We start from the raw sequence: 15664 nt of genomic DNA, 5'->3' as shown, positions 1-15664 counted from the left end.
AAATAAAATTATCTTTATTTGATAAAACAATTAAAAAAATAGAATTAAAATCTAATTTTAGTTTTAATTTTATTAAATAACTATACTTTTCACATAAATGGGTTTATTATTTTTTGCATGATCTTACTGTGTGATGACTTCCAATAACAAAGCATCTGTATAACAAAGTACACATTGCACGCTACTCCACTCACCATATATAGGTTTAAGTTATGTCAGCTATAAATGTCGAACATTTATGGAATAAGTCGTTTATTCTCTGCTTATTCAATAACTTGTTCTTATTCATATTTTATTTTGCGCAAACGACAATTTTGCCTATTTATATTGTGAATGAGTTGGGTGGTAGCTTGTCACAGGCAGGTTTAGCCATGACTTTGTTTATGTTATCTGCAATCGCGATTCGCCCATTTAGCGGTTTGATTATTGAAAAATTTGGTGTAAAGAAAACCTTATATGTTTCTGAAATCATGTTTTGTCTGTGTAGCGTGGCATACATTTTTGTAGATAGTTTACTGTTTCTACTCGTACTGCGTTTTTTACATGGGATTTGGTTCAGCATTGTCACCACAGTTACCGTCCCTATTGCCAATAACTTTATTCCAGACAGTCGCAAAGGTGAAGGTATGGGCTATTTTTTGGTGTCAGTAAATTTAGGGATTGTATTGGGACCTTTAATTGGTTTAAGTCTGATTCAAAGTGTTTCTTATGCCAGTATTTCTACCTTACTATCCGTCAGTGTTTGGGTAGGTTTCGCCTTCTGTTTAATGATTCCAATTGCGACCCAAAAAGTAAAAACTGAAACAACACCTAAACGTAAATTAGGGCTTCAAGATTTTGTAGAGAAAAAAGCAATTCCTGTATCACTCATGGCGATGATGGTTTCTTTCGCGTATGCCAGTATTATGTCATTTATTTCCACCTTTGCAGAATCACGCAATATGCTGTCTTATGCGAGTTTATTCTTCGTGATATTTGCAGTTTCGATGATGATTTTGCGCCCAATTACAGGCAAAATTTATGATCGTAAAGGGGCGAGTTATGTGATTTATCCTGCAATTATATTATTTGCTTTAGGATTAATTGTCTTGAGTCAGGTACACAGTGTATTCGGTTTTATGTTGGCTGCTGCATTAATTGGTGTAGGGTTCGGGTCTGCCCAACCTTGCCTGCAAACCATTTCAATTCAACGCTCCCCTAAAGATCGTATTGGTCATGCCACATCTACGTATTTTTGTTGTTACGATATTGGTATCGCCTTAGGCGCGTTAATTCTAGGTTGGATTATTGCGGGTTATGACTATACCGCAGCGTATTTGCTCTGTGCTGTTGTGACCTTAATCAGTTTAATTTTCTATAAATTTGTTGTGGCTAAACAACCTAATGCAGATATTCAGGCTTAGTTTTTAATAGCAGCAAAAGAATTGTTATTTTAAAAACTAATCTAAGAAGAGTTGATTTTTAAATACTCTCCCACCCAAAAAACCTGAAATTTCAGGTTTTTTGGGTTTCTGGAGTTTTATTTTTTATGCAGTTTTAGCCAAAACCTGACGATTTAAGCTTTCAGCGACCTCAATAAGCAGTTGTTCAGTCTTATCCCAACCCAAGCAGCCATCGGTAACAGATTGACCATAAGTCATCTCGCAAGAAATCTTTTGATTTCCATCCACCAAATGACTTTCTAACATGATGCCACGGACTTGCGTCTGTTCACGTTCTGCCACAATGGTACGCAAGACTTGCGGTTGTTGTTGTGGGTCTTTATGGCTGTTACCGTGACTACAGTCAATAATCAATGCAGGCAACTGCCCTTTGGCTTTGTGCTGAATTTTCTCAATTTCTGCCAATTGATAATTTGGCCCTGAATTTGCGCCACGTAAAATTAAATGCGCGTGTGGATTACCTTGTGATGACAAAATAGCAGGTAAACCCGACTGGCTCATTCCCATGAATTGATGTGGATGACTTGCCGATTGAATTGCATCTAATGCAATTTGAATTGAGCCATCAGTTCCGTTTTTGAAACCAATGCTATACGGCATGGCGCTAGAAATTTCACGGTGAATTTGTGATTCACTGGTACGTGCGCCAATTGCACCCCAAGCCAGTACATCATCAAAATATCCCGTTGCCATTGGGCTTAAAATTTCAGAAGCAATTGGTAAACCCATTTCTATAATTTGTAGATACAGTTCACGTGATTTTTCTAAGCCTAATTGCATGTTTGCAGAGCCATCTAAGTCTGGGTCATACAAAAAGCCTTTCCAGCCTACCGTAGTACGTGGCTTTTCGATATAGGCGCGCATCACCAAGAAAATTTGATCTGAAACTTGGCTTTGTAATTGTTTTAATTTTTCTGCGTATTCGAGTGCTGCTTGCGGATCATGAATTGAACAAGGTCCTGTAATGACCAATAAGCGAGGGTCTGTGCCCGCTAAAATGTTCTGAATAATCTGTCGATGTTGTGCGATTTGTTGTTTTAGCGCACATGAAAGTGGGAGTTGCGCTTTGAGTTGATGCGGTAAACTTAAACTAATTTCAGTATTGTTGGTCTGTTGTTGTAAAGCAGTATTTAAAGCATTCATTGGTCTGTTCCTTTGGACTGTTTCTCTTTTTTACAGTCCGATCATTTATTTCAGCGTTATGGGTCTAATGGATTGCAAGGTTTGAGTCATAGATTGACTAAAGTAAAACCAATAAAAGTTGCTAAAGTATGAATAATTAACGTTGTACATGATTAAATCTCCGAAAAACCTATAAAATTCAAAACACCAGACATAAAAAAACCTGATCAGGGTTGCCGATCAGGTATCAACTGGTGGGCAACCTTTTGCCCGAACGCGACTCAGGCAATCATTGAAACTGCCAAAAGTAATAGTAAGCGTTTGCGATTAAAGGTTGCTTTAACATCTTGTTTTCATCAAAAAATGAGCTGTTAAAATTAAAATACGCTGTATTGTTCCGTTTGGCAATCCTTTTTGTAAAATAATTTTTATTGGATGTATTTATTAAAATTAAGCTGCTGTTTTAGCGAATCCAGGGGTTAAAAAAACCAAGCCGAAGCTTGGTTTTTGTTGGGTCTTTATTTAAGCGCGTTACTCATCATTGATCAAAATGAATCACACTACGAATAGATTTACCCTCATGCATTAAATCAAAGGCTTCATTAATTTGGTCTAGCCCCATGGTGTGCGTTACAAATGGTTCGAGTTGAATATCACCCTTCATGGCTTCTTCAACCATGCCTGGCAATTGCGAACGACCTTTTACACCACCAAACGCAGTTCCTTTCCAAGTACGACCTGTCACCAATTGGAATGGACGAGTTGAAATTTCCTGACCTGCACCTGCAACACCAATAATAATGGATTGTCCCCAACCACGATGCGCACATTCCAAAGCGGAACGCATCACATTGGTATTTCCAATACATTCAAAAGAATGATCTACGCCCCAACCTGTTTTTTCAACAATGACTTCCTGAATTGGGCGGTCATAATCTTTTGGATTTAAGAATTCGGTTGCACCAAATTGTTCTGCCAATTTGAATTTCTCTGGGTTGGTATCAATGGCGATAATACGGCTGGCTTTGGCTTTATGCGCACCTTGCACAACTGCTAAACCAATACCACCTAAGCCAAATACCGCAACGGTATCGCCTTCTTGGACTTTTGCAGTATTTTTAACTGCACCTAAACCAGTTGTAACACCGCAACCTAATAAGCAAACTTGCTCATGATTGGCTTCAGGATTAATTTTTGCTAAAGATACTTCAGCAACTACCGTATATTCACTAAAGGTTGAACAGCCCATGTAGTGATAAATCGGTTGTCCATTATAAGAAAAACGTGTCGTGCCATCAGGCATTAAACCTTTACCTTGTGTCGCACGTACGGAAACGCATAGGTTGGTTTTACCAGATTTACAGAATAAACATTCGCCACATTCTGCTGTGTAAAGCGGAATCACATGATCGCCTGGTTGAACACTGGTCACACCCTCACCAACTTCAACCACAATACCTGCACCTTCATGCCCAAGAACTGCAGGGAAAACACCTTCAGGATCTTCACCCGATAAGGTAAATGCATCGGTATGGCATACCCCTGTGTGGGTAATTTTGACCAAGACTTCTCCAGCCTGCGGCGGTGCAACATCAATTTCAACAATTTCAAGCGGCTGACCTGGGCCGAATGCGACGGCTGCACGTGATTTCATGAGCAAATTATCCCTAAAAAATACATTAACAGATGATAAGGGGCTGCTGACAATTCGTCTATGTTTGCGATGTGAGAGAGATATCTCGCAAGCTATTTATAAAATATCAACAGACTCTCACAATACCCTCTTTCTATTCAGAGTTTCAAGCATTAACATGAGGATAATCTCCATGTATAAATACAGAATGACTTAAGAATAATCATGAAGATCCAAAGACCTTGTTACTGGCTTGGAATGTTGGCTTTTTTCGCTATTTTACTGACAGGATGCAGTTTACCGATGAATCAAGCGAGCAAAGATAGCCCTGTTGAGCATTATGTAGATCATTGGCTGAATGGTCAGGAAATTGATGCACATTTATCCCAAAATTTAACAGCGTATCTTTCTCTAAATGATGCTTTTAGTAGCATCGCCTCGCGTTTATATTTGATTCAAAAAGCACAGCACCATTTAGATTTACAATATTACATTTGGGAAGATGATTTAATTGGTCAGTTGATGTTGGCTGAACTGCTCAAAGCAGCAGATCGTGGTGTAAAAGTTCGTTTATTAATTGATGATCAAAATGGTACGCAACTTGATCCAACCTTAAAACGGCTTGCTCAGCATCCTAATTTTGAAATAAAAATTTTCAATCCGTACAAATATCGGCATTTTCGTGTGATGGATTATTTGTTTCGTTTTAAACAAATCAATCGCCGTATGCACAATAAACTAATTATTGCCGATGGGGCGATTGCCGTGACAGGTGGGCGTAATATTAGCCGTGAATATTTTGATGCCAGTGAAAATTTTCAATTTACTGATATGGATATTCTATTCTATGGCAGTGCTGTCCCCCAAGCCAATGCCGTGTTTTTAGAGTTTTGGAATGACGAACTAAGCTATTCAGTAAAGCAATTATTAGGCACAGGCAACGCGTTGCAATTGAGAGAATTGCGTAATCGCTATGAATTAAATGCCAAATATAAAGATAAAATTCGTGAACGTGTGGCTAACGCGCAAGAAGAAGTCAGCATCAAATTAGAACAACATCCTGTACAGTGGGTATGTGCGCATTTTGTGGCAGATTCTCCGAATAAAATTCGGGGTACAGCTCAAGGCGAGCAACTGATTTACAAACAAATGTTAAAGTTAATGGGTGAGCCCAAACAACATTTAGAACTGGTTTCTGCCTATTTTGTCCCAACAGAAGATGGTCTTAAAACACTCACTCAACTGGCTGAAAAAGGAATACAGATACGTGTATTGACCAATTCATTTTTAGCCAATGATGTGCCTTTGGTACATGCATTTTATCAGCAGTATCGCGTAGATTTACTTAAATCAGGTATTCGTTTATATGAATTTAAGCCTTATATTGAACGAAAAAAGCGTACTTGGTATGAAGTTGCAACGGGTAACGTAATTCCTGCCAAAGGCAAAAACGCCTCGAGTTTACATGCCAAATTCTTTGATATAGATGGCATGGTCTTTGTAGGTTCTTTTAACCTTGATCCTCGTTCTGCAAAATTAAATACCGAAGTTGGCTTGGTGTTAGAGTCTGAACAATTGCAAAACGATGTTTCTCAATCTTTAGACCGTTATTTGCCACAAATTGCGTATGAACTGCAATTAGACGAAAACGGTCAAATTGTTTGGTTAGATCATCAGGCAGATGGCAGTATTCAAACGTATCACCATGATCCTGAAACCACACAGTTTCAGCGATTTATGATGAAAACAGTGTCATTATTCCCTATTGAATGGATGATGTAATGACAATAGATAGACATTAATTGATGGAAGCGTATTTTTCTTTCTCTGCCATCACTGTGTACAATTATTTAAAGTTACTTATAGTAAGCCTATTTCTTTAAATAAGTTAAAATACGCTTCTGCCTTTTTCTCTAAAGCTAAAGGATAGGCTCGTGAAGATGAAGGCATCCGATATAAACGCAGCTCACGCTTGGCAAAATAGCAATGTGTCGCCTGCCCAATTTGAGGTTTTTCGGCAGATTCAGGCATAGATAACATGAGTGTATCAGTCGCTTTATCGCCTGTGGTCATAATGCTTTGACATAAAGGTATCTTGCTTAAAAGTGCTGCAATATCCATTGGTTTTTCAATCTGTAAAAATTTGTCTGATGCATTGCCTTTTAAGCGAATCACCTGCTGCGCCGTATCTGAAATAGCAATGCCAGTGGTGTTTAAAAAATCAATAATTTTATGAAGATGAAAATTTTTAGCTTCTAAATCTAAAAAGTAGTTTTTATCTTGAAAAAAGCATAAGCCCAAAATTCGCCACATATCATTTTGATAATTCGGATAATAAAAATCCATTTTCCAACGGCTTTTAGGTGGTGGAAAACTCCCAAGCATTAAAAGCTTGGCATTGGTTGGTAAAAAGGGTTCGAGTGGATGGGTTTCTATTTTTGACATTGTTTAAAATCAATTGGTTATAATGCAATTTAAAAAAATAATTTTGACTAAATATCAAAAGATTGTTTATTAAATTTTAGCATAATTACAGGTTTCTCAACGATACAATCCATTCCATTAAATGCTTTTTTAATTAATTCCTGCAAAATTCCTGCAAAACTTTTGCAAAACTATTATGGAAAATACAGAACGCATTGACCATTATGACAAAATAAAATTATGAAAATTTGGTGCAAAAATGGGTGAATTTTCATAAAAAAATAGCAAAAATTAAGTCACTACTGACTGTAGGCATTGCCTGATGTCCTAAAGTTTTAGGGATAAAAAAGCCCCTCAAGGGGGCCTTTTTTTAGAGACAGCTTAATGTTTCAAATTTAGTTGCTATGACTTTTATTGTGCATACATAATAGATATAGATTTTACTGTTTCATTAAAATGATCAACAAGTTCAATATTTCGTTGTTCATTTTTTATGTCGAATGTTCCTTTGTTCTTAAAGAGCTCCTTCCTTTTATCTATTTTTTGTTGGTCAAACAATTTATCACACTCAGTATTAATGTAGTTATCATATAGTTTAGAAAAATATTTTGCGAGCAAATCTTTTATCAAATTTTCTAAATTGTGACCTCTAAAAAACATATAGCAGTTTGATTCATTAATATTTTGAACACACATATAATCAATGACTTTATTAAAATCTTTGATTGCATTAAAGCGAGTGAAATGCTGTAAAACATTATTTTCAAAAGAATGTAACTTCTGCACTAGAGATAGCCATTCATTACAAGAAAAGAAATTTTCGTCAAAAAAACTAATATTATTAGGCTTAATTTTATTAATATCCTGTAAAATACTATAAAGTGATATTAAGCTATACTTTGCATCCCTATTCTTATCTTTTAAAATAAAATCATGGAAAATAGCTTGCAAAAGCGGCTTATACAAAATTTTTGAGAATTCAGCATAAAACCTATCTAACCAAGGTGCATTGTTTGAAATCACGGACTTATGAATGCACAACTTTTTTGCGAAGAAATTTTGAACAAACTGTTTGTGGTATTCTATACTTTCGACAGAATGTACAAGGGTTTCAAAAATATAATCTGATTTTTTATATTCACCGTGGTCAGGATTAATGGCTTTTTTCATCAAAAAAACAATATAGTCATAATCACTATATTTACAGACAACGAGATATTTACCCAAATTATAATGCCCTATTTTCTCTAACTGCTTACAACCTTCAGCTGGTAATATTCTTAACTCATCTGACATATCTATTGCGGTAGCAAAATCAAAGACCAAATTATCTTGCTCTGGAAATGCATCACTCCACAACCGAACGTCTTTTTTATTTTCCACTAAAACTTTAACGTGTTTTTGATCAGTAAAGTAATCAAAGTTTTCATAATATTCACTTGATTCTTCAAATGCTATGTCACTCACTCTTCAAACTCCACGCTATTTTTTAACTTTGTAACATTAATAAATCCAACATCTTCTATATCGCGCGGAATTAGAGCTGGAGAGTGTGTTGATATAAAGAACTGAGATTTTGGCGCTAATTCTAGAAAAGTGCTCAACAAGATTCTCTGCCACTCTACATGCATAGCTAAATCTGGCTCATCAAAAATAAATATAGTATTGGAGTCTTTATATAAAAATACTATTAATAGTAAACAAATTAGATTTTTTTCACCTTTTGAACAGTCATACCACTGTATCTCTTTCTCTTGCACTCCACTTCTTTTATGTATTATTTCTTTAAAATAAATCAAACCATCATCAGATAAAAGCACTTTTTTATTGATTTGCTCAAAAAATAAATTTATTTTATCTAAAAAATAATTTGCTTCTTTTGTAAACCTTTTTTAGATAATAGATTATTAAAAAATGATTTAATTTCATTATTATCAAAATAGTTAAAATCTTCTTTTGATTTTAAATACTCATTTGCTAAATCTTCTGATAATGAGTCATCACTAGATATAACACATTTTCTAAATTCTGATAAAAGTAAAAAAATTGATTTATCTAAATTATTGTTTTGTGAAAAAACATCTAAGTCACTTAAATTATTAGGCGTATTTAAACCTCTTGTATAAAAAAATTGCTCATCCTTATAAAATGCCGCAGACAATTTTCTTATATTAGATTTTAAGTCTTGATTGTATTGATTCATAATGGGTGATACATCTGAATACACTGTTTTTTCCAATCCTACATTTATAGCAAAAATATTTGTAGAGTTTTCTTCTCTGGCAACTTTTTTTGTTATATTAGCTGACTCTTGATTGCTGCTTAACTCCTTTACCAAATAATCATAATACTCTTTGATACCCAAGTTTTCTTTACCTGAAACCTTTTGTGAAACTCGTTGGACACTTTCAAAATCATATTGCTTTGTAATAATATTTTTTATAGTTATTTTTACTTTGCTATTTGGGGTGATAATACCTGGAATAGAGTCTTTATAATTTTCATAGAATTTATCATCTAATAAAGTTAATTCAACGCCCCAATCTTTTCTTGCTGAGAAGAGTGGGCGCTGAACTTTTTGACCAACACCGTCTAATGCCAAAAATATACCATTAAGTATTGTCGACTTACCTGCACCATTGTAGCCAGTAAGGATTGTCATTCTTTTCGCATAAGAAATCTCAGTAACACTTTTATCTGAGTGCACCCCAATAAAATTAGAATTTTTTAAAAAAATCATTATGATTCTCACAATTTGATTATACTCGAATCACAATGCACAAAGTTTTGGCAAGTGATTTGATGATCTATTATGCTTTACCTCAAATGAGAGTCAATGTCATTATTTATCAATCATATAATAAGTTATCATTTCAATCATAGTATTATTTTTTTGCTCTTGTCATAACTCCTATTGAATGCTACATCGTTTTACGCCAACTATATAAATGACATAGTCAACATCAAACATGCCAAATCGCATAGACATTACCCGAAAGGACTAAAATCCAAATTTGTCAACCAAACAGCCCCCTATCCATTTTACACAGTAAAAAGAACTCTGTTTTTTGTAAATAAACTAAAAATTAACCGTTTAGTAAATTTAAGTGGGTTTAGTTAACCTTTATGGGTGGGTGTAAAGCTTTGTATTTTATGTGTATTTAAAATTTCTAAACACAAATTGAACAAATTTCAATATTTCTTTTAGGTATTTTTATATATCTTGAAAGATAGTTTAATAATACTTAAGTTTATAAATTGAAATGAGATCTAAAAGCACTTTAACCAGAGTGAGAAGAATTGAGGGGCAAATTAATGCGATTCAAAGTCGCCTAGCGGATAGTGATGCTACTTGTACTGAAATTCTACAGCAGGTTGCAGCAGTTGACGGCGCACTAAATGGGCTTATGCGTCACTTGATTGAGGTTTATCTTAAAGAGCGTGTATTCGCAAATACGGAAGAATCTGACCCTGAAAAGTTGGAAGAGTTTTTAACTCTTTGTAAAAGGTACTTATAAAAAACTCATTTGGTCAAACTAATAATAAGAGTAAGTTTATAAAGAACAGCCAGCATTAGCGGGGGCATTTTTTATTCTTTATTTTGTTTTGCTACGATCTGCTCCTCACCTATCTCACAACCTATTTCTACAGCACCGTTTAGTCCAAATATAGACAACAATAATTTAAACATCATTTTCCCCAAGTAATTCTTTATCTATTTGGGTAGATTTGAGTTATGTTTCATGCGGTTCATTCGATCAATATCTGCAGGTTTGTAGCCATGATCCAAGAGATACTTGGTCTTATCATCGGGATAGTCTCTCAGAATATTGACTCTCCGACAAACCTGGTACGGTTCATTCCTTCTAGAATTACTATAGATTTCCAATAATTCAAGCCACAAGGTGTATACTCTCACGCGATCATTAATCACATAAATAGACATTATGAAATTCATTATCTTGGCTTTATTTTTCTTTTCTACTTGGGCATCGGCAAAAGAAATTAATTCAATTCCAAATGAGTATATTGGACTCTGGGGTGATAGCGTCCGCACATGCAAAACTAAAGAGCCTAACGGGGACTTTATGCTCCTTGTAAATGTTACTCCAAAGCTTATTGAGGGGAGTTATGCGGAATCAAGCTTTACATTTAAACCTATTTTTATAGAAGCTGACTGGATGCACAACAAAGCTCTACCAACTGCAGGATGGTATGCGCCATATTACGATGAAGATGGTGATCAGCAACAAAAACCAGTATTGATGAATGTAACGCTTTTCAAAGAGCGCAATGGATTGTACATATTGCCATTAGCTAGCACAAAACTTGTAAAATGTTAAAAAGAAGCCCGCAATCAGCGGGCTTTTTTAATAGAAAGAAATTAATAAATAATACCATCCCACCAACCACGCACATCTCTGTTGGTAGTATATGAGGCAGTGTTACCTGGTTTCAGTGTGTAGTTGCAGGTGTAAACTGTTGCATACTGACGGCCAGTTCTTGCATGTGTCAGATAATTGGTTTGTACCGCTCTTCCAGTAGAACAACCAGATAAGCTCAAGGCTTCTGATAATGTCGTATAGGAGGTTGATAGTCTTTGTGTTGGTCCATCACATTGATATTTACCTGAATTGGTCTGCCAACAAACCGCAAGTGCTGTATTAGGAGAGTCATCAGCTATTACTTGCGTGGATCCAAAAATTGAAAAACACATAGTTATAGCTGCAAATAATTTTAAAGTCTTCATCTTTAATTCCCCTTAAAAAATTAACTCTGAAATGCTGCTTAAAAATTCATATATAGCAAGACTATTTAAATAAGGATACTCCCAATATTGGGATGTCTTTTGAAAGGATCGTAGATTAATTTAAGAACAATACTGCAATAAAGGGACGCAAAAATGAAAAAAAATATAGTTGGACTAATCGTGTTTTCATTTATATCCATGTGTACATTTGCTGCGACTAATGGAACATATTCCATTCAAAATGGATATTATTCAATTGATGCGAGATTTGAAGAAAACAAACTTGTAATTGTTGAGCCGAATAAGACATCAACCTACCTAAAGAATAGTTCTGGCGATTATATTTTTACGAATCCTACAAACAATATCACCTATGGTATGCGCGTGTTGGACGATAAAACTTTAGAAGCTTTTAAACCAGGTGTTCCAAACTCGTCGACTATCCTAACTTTGAAATCTTCAGCACCAAAGGTGCAATCAGCCTCAAATGATGGTAAAAGCAATCAAATGAAAGCACTCGCTGATAAATATTTTAAGCTTGCAGAAACAGATAGTGATAATGTTCATACTTGGGCAAATTGTGCATCGGTAGCTTTGGCGTATTCAAGTCTGTCTATGGACAAAGCAAAAGAAATGGAGCTACAGGCAGCAACTTTAATTAAGTTAAGTCAATCGCCTGTAGCAAGCACATCTCCTTGCTCTGAAGTAATATCTAATAAGATTTGGATATCCGCTCCAAGCTATTAATAAGCAAAGTTAAGTTAAGCAAAAGCCCACTATTAGCGGGCTTTCTTATACGCATTACCGAGTTTTACATCATAAGAATTCTACCTAAAACCGTTCTAAAATCATCTCCGCGACTTCTTTGCCCCAAATTTGGTAAATTTCTTTACTTGGATGAAAACCATCTTTTGCCATTTCTAAATTCATGGATTGATATTTTCGAATATCATATTCAATCCACTGCATATCTTCTTGTTGTGCAATCATTTTTTCTAATTGTAAGTTCATTTGTTTTGCGTATTGTCCAAATAGCCAAGACAAGGGATTAGGTAATGCAGGAAATAAATGCATTGGTGGAACCCCCGTAGCAATGATTAATTCAGGTTGGAATTTCGCTTGAATAAGTTGATAAAAATGTTGCTGTTGTTTAATCCAAGTCTGTGCCGACATTAAGCGTGTTACATCGTTGACACCAACAGAAGTAACCACAACATCATATTTTTGATTTACCAGTTTTTTCGTTTTTTGAATGACTTGTGAGGTAGTATCTCCAGACTGCGCCTCTAAACGCCAATGTACTTGGTACTGATGCTGCAAAGCAGAAATCACCGCACCTAAAAGCGCATCATTTTGATGTGCTACCCCAACGCCTGCAGCGGCAGAATCGCCTAAAATCAATAATGACAGCGTTTGCCCTTGCCCTGTAATACCTTCTCGTGCGCCTTCGGCTTCAGGCAATCGGATCGTGTTCTTTTTAACACGACTTCCCTGAATCACCAAAGCGGGAATTAAGGCAAGGGTTGCTGTTCTAAGCCACATCACATTTCACTCTTAAATACGAAAACCGAAAATACAAATTTTAAACCCAAACAAAAGTAGAGACTCAAATATAAAAATAGCATCGTGTCATTTAAAAGTGATTGCATTCATCATCAGCTTTAAATTTCAGGATGCTATTCAAATACTATGATATCGCTGCTATTTAGCCGAGTTTATTGACCAATTTTAATGGTAAAACTTTCATAGCTAAGCCCAATGGCAACCATGGCCATTTAGGTACATAGGCTTTAATTGGCGCTTTTTCAATTTCTGCAGCAAGTAAGCGTGAACCTGTTTTTTCATCAACTTCAAAAGGCAGTTTTTTTGCACCTTCGTTGATTTCGGTACGAATATAACCAGGGAAAATAGTCGTAACTTGAATAGGTGTATCAATTAATTCTGCACGAATTCCTTCTGCTAAATGTGCTACTGCAGCTTTACTTGCACCGTAAGCAGTAAGATGTTTTGGCATACCACGAATGGCACTCATAGATGAAATCATCACCAAATGCCCTGAGTTTTGCTCACGGAAAATTTCAACCGCGGCTTCACACTGCGCCAAAGCTGAAATAAAGTTGGTTTCTACTGTGGCTTTGTTGATGGCAAAATTACCTTTACCAATGCGACGTCCTTCGCCCACGCCTGCATTGACAATAATGCGGTCAATTTGTCCAAAATCTTGTTTAAATTCACGAAACACCTGAAACACCTGATCATAATTGGTGACATCCAGCGTTTTTGCAATAACACGAATACCAAACTGGCTTTCCAGTTCTTGTTTCAGCGTTTCCAAACGCTCTAAACGTCGGGCGCAAATTGCAAGGTTATAACCCATTTGAGCAAATTCACGTGCCATACCCGCACCAATACCTGAACTTGCACCTGTAATTAGAATTGTTTTTGTCATGGTTTGATCCTTAAATCCAAGTCAATAAATTTGAGTTTTCAGCTTTAATAAAATGATGTTCATTCAAGCTTAACAGTTGTGGTTCACTGCCGACCAAACGTAAAGTGGTGATACTTGAGTTAGTAATTGCCCAGTTCAATGCAAAGGTTTTATTGGGCGTTAAGCCTAAAATTTTACCTGCAGCCACAGAAATCACACCACCAGAAGTAAATACCACAGCATATCGTGGTTGTTTTTGGGCTAAGTCATCACATAAATGCTGCAATGCATCTTCGACACGCTGTTTAAAATGCGGCCAAGATTCTTCATATTCATGGTGATATTCACCGCCCGTCCAGCGTTCTATCGCACCTTCAAAAATTTTTGCCAAATATGCACGAGGATTGACCTCTTTGGCGACATCTTCTTTCATCAATTCAGGTTGATTAAAACGCGGTTCATACTGCGCGAAAACCTGTTGATGATTAAACTCGTTCCATGCACTGTCGGTATGAATTTCGACCTCAGGAAAACATTCTGCCAAAGCCAGTTGTGCAGTTTGCTGATGGCGCTGCATTGAACCAGCCACCACATAGGGTGCTTCTTTTAAAATGCGATCAAAATAACGTCCGAGCAATTTGGCTTGTAACTCACCATTAGGCGAAAGTTGATCATAACTTTCTGCCCCAAAAGATGCTTGCCCATGACGAATTAAATAAATGGTGGTCATTTCGGCATCAATTCCTTAAATTTGGCGATATATTTTTGTGCTAGTTCATTTGCTTCCAGTTTTTGTAAACCAATTAACTTTAAGGCACGAATATGCAAAGCATGAATGACAATCCAGAAATCCTTAAATGCAGGATTATTGGTTTGCTTGTGGAAATAACGATAATAAATTTGCTGGGCGATCACCGCTAAACGGAAAATTCCAAACACTTCATAGAATGTCCAGTTATCGGTGCTCAAGCCTGTTTTTTGCAAATAATAGTCCACCACTTGCTGACGTGTGAACATGCCTTTTAAGTGCGTTGGTTGACGACGGGTGGCTTTAAAAATTTGATTATCGGTATCTTCAACCCAATATGCCAAAGCCGAGCCTAAATCCATGAGTGGATCGCCCAGTGTTGCCATTTCCCAGTCCAAAACGCCAATCACTTGAGTCGGATGTTTCGGGTCTAAAATCACATTATCAAAACGCCAGTCGTTATGAATAATGCAGGTTTTTGAATCTGCAGGAATATGGTCTAACAACCATTTACGCACATATTTAAAAGATGGCACGTTGATGGTATGTGCTTTGGCATAGCGTGCATCCCAACCTTCTACCTGACGTCGGCAATAACCATCACCTTTCCCTAATTTTTCTAGCTCAGTTCCTGCATAAGGTACTTGATGCAGCTCAATCAGTTTATCAATGACATTTACACAAAGTTCATGTACTTGAGTTTCGCTAAAATCAAGCTCTGGTGGCAATTTTGCACGTGGGATAATGCCTTCAATACGTTGCATCACGTAAAAATCGCAGCCAATTACAGCTTCATCCTGACACAACGCCACCATTTCAGGTAACACAGGATAAAACGGGGCTAAATTCTTTTGCACATGATATTCACGCGCCATGTCATGTGCAGATTTAGCTTTAGTACCTTTGGGCGGACGACGCAAAATTAAATCAGCATTGCTGTACTTAAGGCGATATGTCCAGTTCGATGCACCGCCTGAATATTGTGTGACTTCTACAGGTTCTACGACATCGACATTTTGTTGTTTTAACCATGCTGTCACTGCCTGAATATCGAGTTCTTCGCCTTCGCGTACTGTGCCGCCTACATCAATAACTGACATTATTTTTCCCTAATTTT

At 36.3% G+C, this 15664-nt stretch carries 16 protein-coding genes; 5 read left to right on the top strand and 11 right to left on the bottom strand.

Annotation, left to right across the window (positions count from 1 at the left end):
• The first annotated feature begins 212 nt into the window (after nt 1–212).
• Nucleotides 213–1403 (top strand): MFS transporter, encoded by a 1191-nt coding sequence (locus HX743_RS09320; protein ID WP_131261381.1) that lies wholly within the window; start codon nt 213–215, stop codon nt 1401–1403.
• A 123-nt stretch (nt 1404–1526) separates the two neighbouring features.
• On the opposite strand, the gene HX743_RS09315 is transcribed toward HX743_RS09320, so the two are convergent.
• Both HX743_RS09315 and HX743_RS09310 read right to left on the bottom strand, forming a co-directional pair.
• Nucleotides 1527–2585: a 3-deoxy-7-phosphoheptulonate synthase gene (locus tag HX743_RS09315; RefSeq protein WP_178319062.1), complete on the bottom strand. Its 1059-nt coding sequence runs from the start codon at nt 2583–2585 to the stop codon at nt 1527–1529.
• Nucleotides 2586–3102: 517 nt separating this feature from the next.
• On the bottom strand, nt 3103–4218 hold the full coding sequence (locus HX743_RS09310) for an S-(hydroxymethyl)glutathione dehydrogenase/class III alcohol dehydrogenase (RefSeq protein WP_004973720.1): 1116 nt from the start codon (nt 4216–4218) through the stop codon (nt 3103–3105).
• A gap of 237 nt (nt 4219–4455) precedes the next feature.
• On the opposite strand from HX743_RS09310, the gene HX743_RS09305 reads away from it, so the two are divergent.
• Nucleotides 4456–5979 (top strand): phospholipase D family protein, encoded by a 1524-nt coding sequence (locus HX743_RS09305; protein ID WP_178319070.1) that lies wholly within the window; start codon nt 4456–4458, stop codon nt 5977–5979.
• Between the two features lie 78 nt (nt 5980–6057).
• On the opposite strand, the gene HX743_RS09300 is transcribed toward HX743_RS09305, so the two are convergent.
• From HX743_RS09300 to HX743_RS09285, 4 genes are all read right to left on the bottom strand, one after another.
• Nucleotides 6058–6642, bottom strand: a complete 585-nt coding sequence (locus HX743_RS09300; protein WP_178319061.1) for a uracil-DNA glycosylase family protein — start codon at nt 6640–6642, stop codon at nt 6058–6060.
• Nucleotides 6643–7032: 390 nt separating this feature from the next.
• Entirely contained in the window at nt 7033–8088 is a 1056-nt protein-coding gene (locus tag HX743_RS09295) for a hypothetical protein (RefSeq protein WP_178319060.1), read from the bottom strand.
• A complete protein-coding gene (locus HX743_RS09290; protein ID WP_372238846.1) occupies nt 8085–8441 on the bottom strand; it encodes an AAA family ATPase in 357 nt (118 codons plus the stop codon). Before HX743_RS09290 ends, HX743_RS09295 begins: the two co-directional genes overlap by 4 nt.
• A 38-nt stretch (nt 8442–8479) precedes the next feature.
• The gene (locus HX743_RS09285) at nt 8480–9361 is read right to left on the bottom strand and encodes an AAA family ATPase (protein ID WP_178319059.1); all 882 of its coding nucleotides are present in this window, start codon (nt 9359–9361) and stop codon (nt 8480–8482) included.
• 523 nt (nt 9362–9884) lie between these two features.
• Between HX743_RS09285 and HX743_RS09280 the strand changes: the two genes are divergently transcribed.
• Together HX743_RS09280 and HX743_RS09275 are read left to right on the top strand one after the other, a co-directional pair.
• Nucleotides 9885–10139 (top strand): metal-sensing transcriptional repressor, encoded by a 255-nt coding sequence (locus HX743_RS09280; protein WP_131261389.1) that lies wholly within the window; start codon nt 9885–9887, stop codon nt 10137–10139.
• 429 nt (nt 10140–10568) lie between these two features.
• A complete protein-coding gene (locus HX743_RS09275; protein WP_178319058.1) occupies nt 10569–10964 on the top strand; it encodes a hypothetical protein in 396 nt (131 codons plus the stop codon).
• 41 nt (nt 10965–11005) lie between these two features.
• On the opposite strand, the gene HX743_RS09270 is transcribed toward HX743_RS09275, so the two are convergent.
• Nucleotides 11006–11371 (bottom strand): hypothetical protein, encoded by a 366-nt coding sequence (locus HX743_RS09270; RefSeq protein WP_178319057.1) that lies wholly within the window; start codon nt 11369–11371, stop codon nt 11006–11008.
• A gap of 153 nt (nt 11372–11524) precedes the next feature.
• Between HX743_RS09270 and HX743_RS09265 the strand changes: the two genes are divergently transcribed.
• Nucleotides 11525–12118, top strand: a complete 594-nt coding sequence (locus tag HX743_RS09265) for a hypothetical protein (RefSeq protein WP_178319056.1) — start codon at nt 11525–11527, stop codon at nt 12116–12118.
• 84 nt (nt 12119–12202) lie between these two features.
• Here HX743_RS09265 and HX743_RS09260 read toward each other — a convergent pair whose 3' ends face one another.
• From HX743_RS09260 to HX743_RS09245, 4 genes are all read right to left on the bottom strand, one after another.
• Entirely contained in the window at nt 12203–12913 is a 711-nt protein-coding gene (locus tag HX743_RS09260; RefSeq protein WP_096902562.1) for an SGNH/GDSL hydrolase family protein, read from the bottom strand.
• A 163-nt stretch (nt 12914–13076) separates the two neighbouring features.
• Complete coding sequence (locus HX743_RS09255) at nt 13077–13820, bottom strand: SDR family oxidoreductase (protein ID WP_004973576.1); 744 nt, start codon at nt 13818–13820, stop codon at nt 13077–13079.
• 10 nt (nt 13821–13830) lie between these two features.
• Nucleotides 13831–14529 (bottom strand): histidine phosphatase family protein, encoded by a 699-nt coding sequence (locus HX743_RS09250; RefSeq protein ID WP_004973573.1) that lies wholly within the window; start codon nt 14527–14529, stop codon nt 13831–13833.
• Nucleotides 14526–15647, bottom strand: coding sequence for a phosphotransferase family protein (locus HX743_RS09245; protein ID WP_004973572.1), 1122 nt, complete (start codon nt 15645–15647; stop codon nt 14526–14528). The genes HX743_RS09250 and HX743_RS09245 overlap by 4 nt, the downstream gene beginning before the upstream one ends.
• Nucleotides 15648–15664 lie beyond the last annotated feature (17 nt).

This window comes from Acinetobacter sp. Swhac1, from assembly GCF_013390985.1.
GTDB lineage: Bacteria > Pseudomonadota > Gammaproteobacteria > Pseudomonadales > Moraxellaceae > Acinetobacter > Acinetobacter towneri.
Note: the sequence above shows the minus strand (reverse complement) of the source record. Positions and strands in the feature narration are given on the sequence as shown.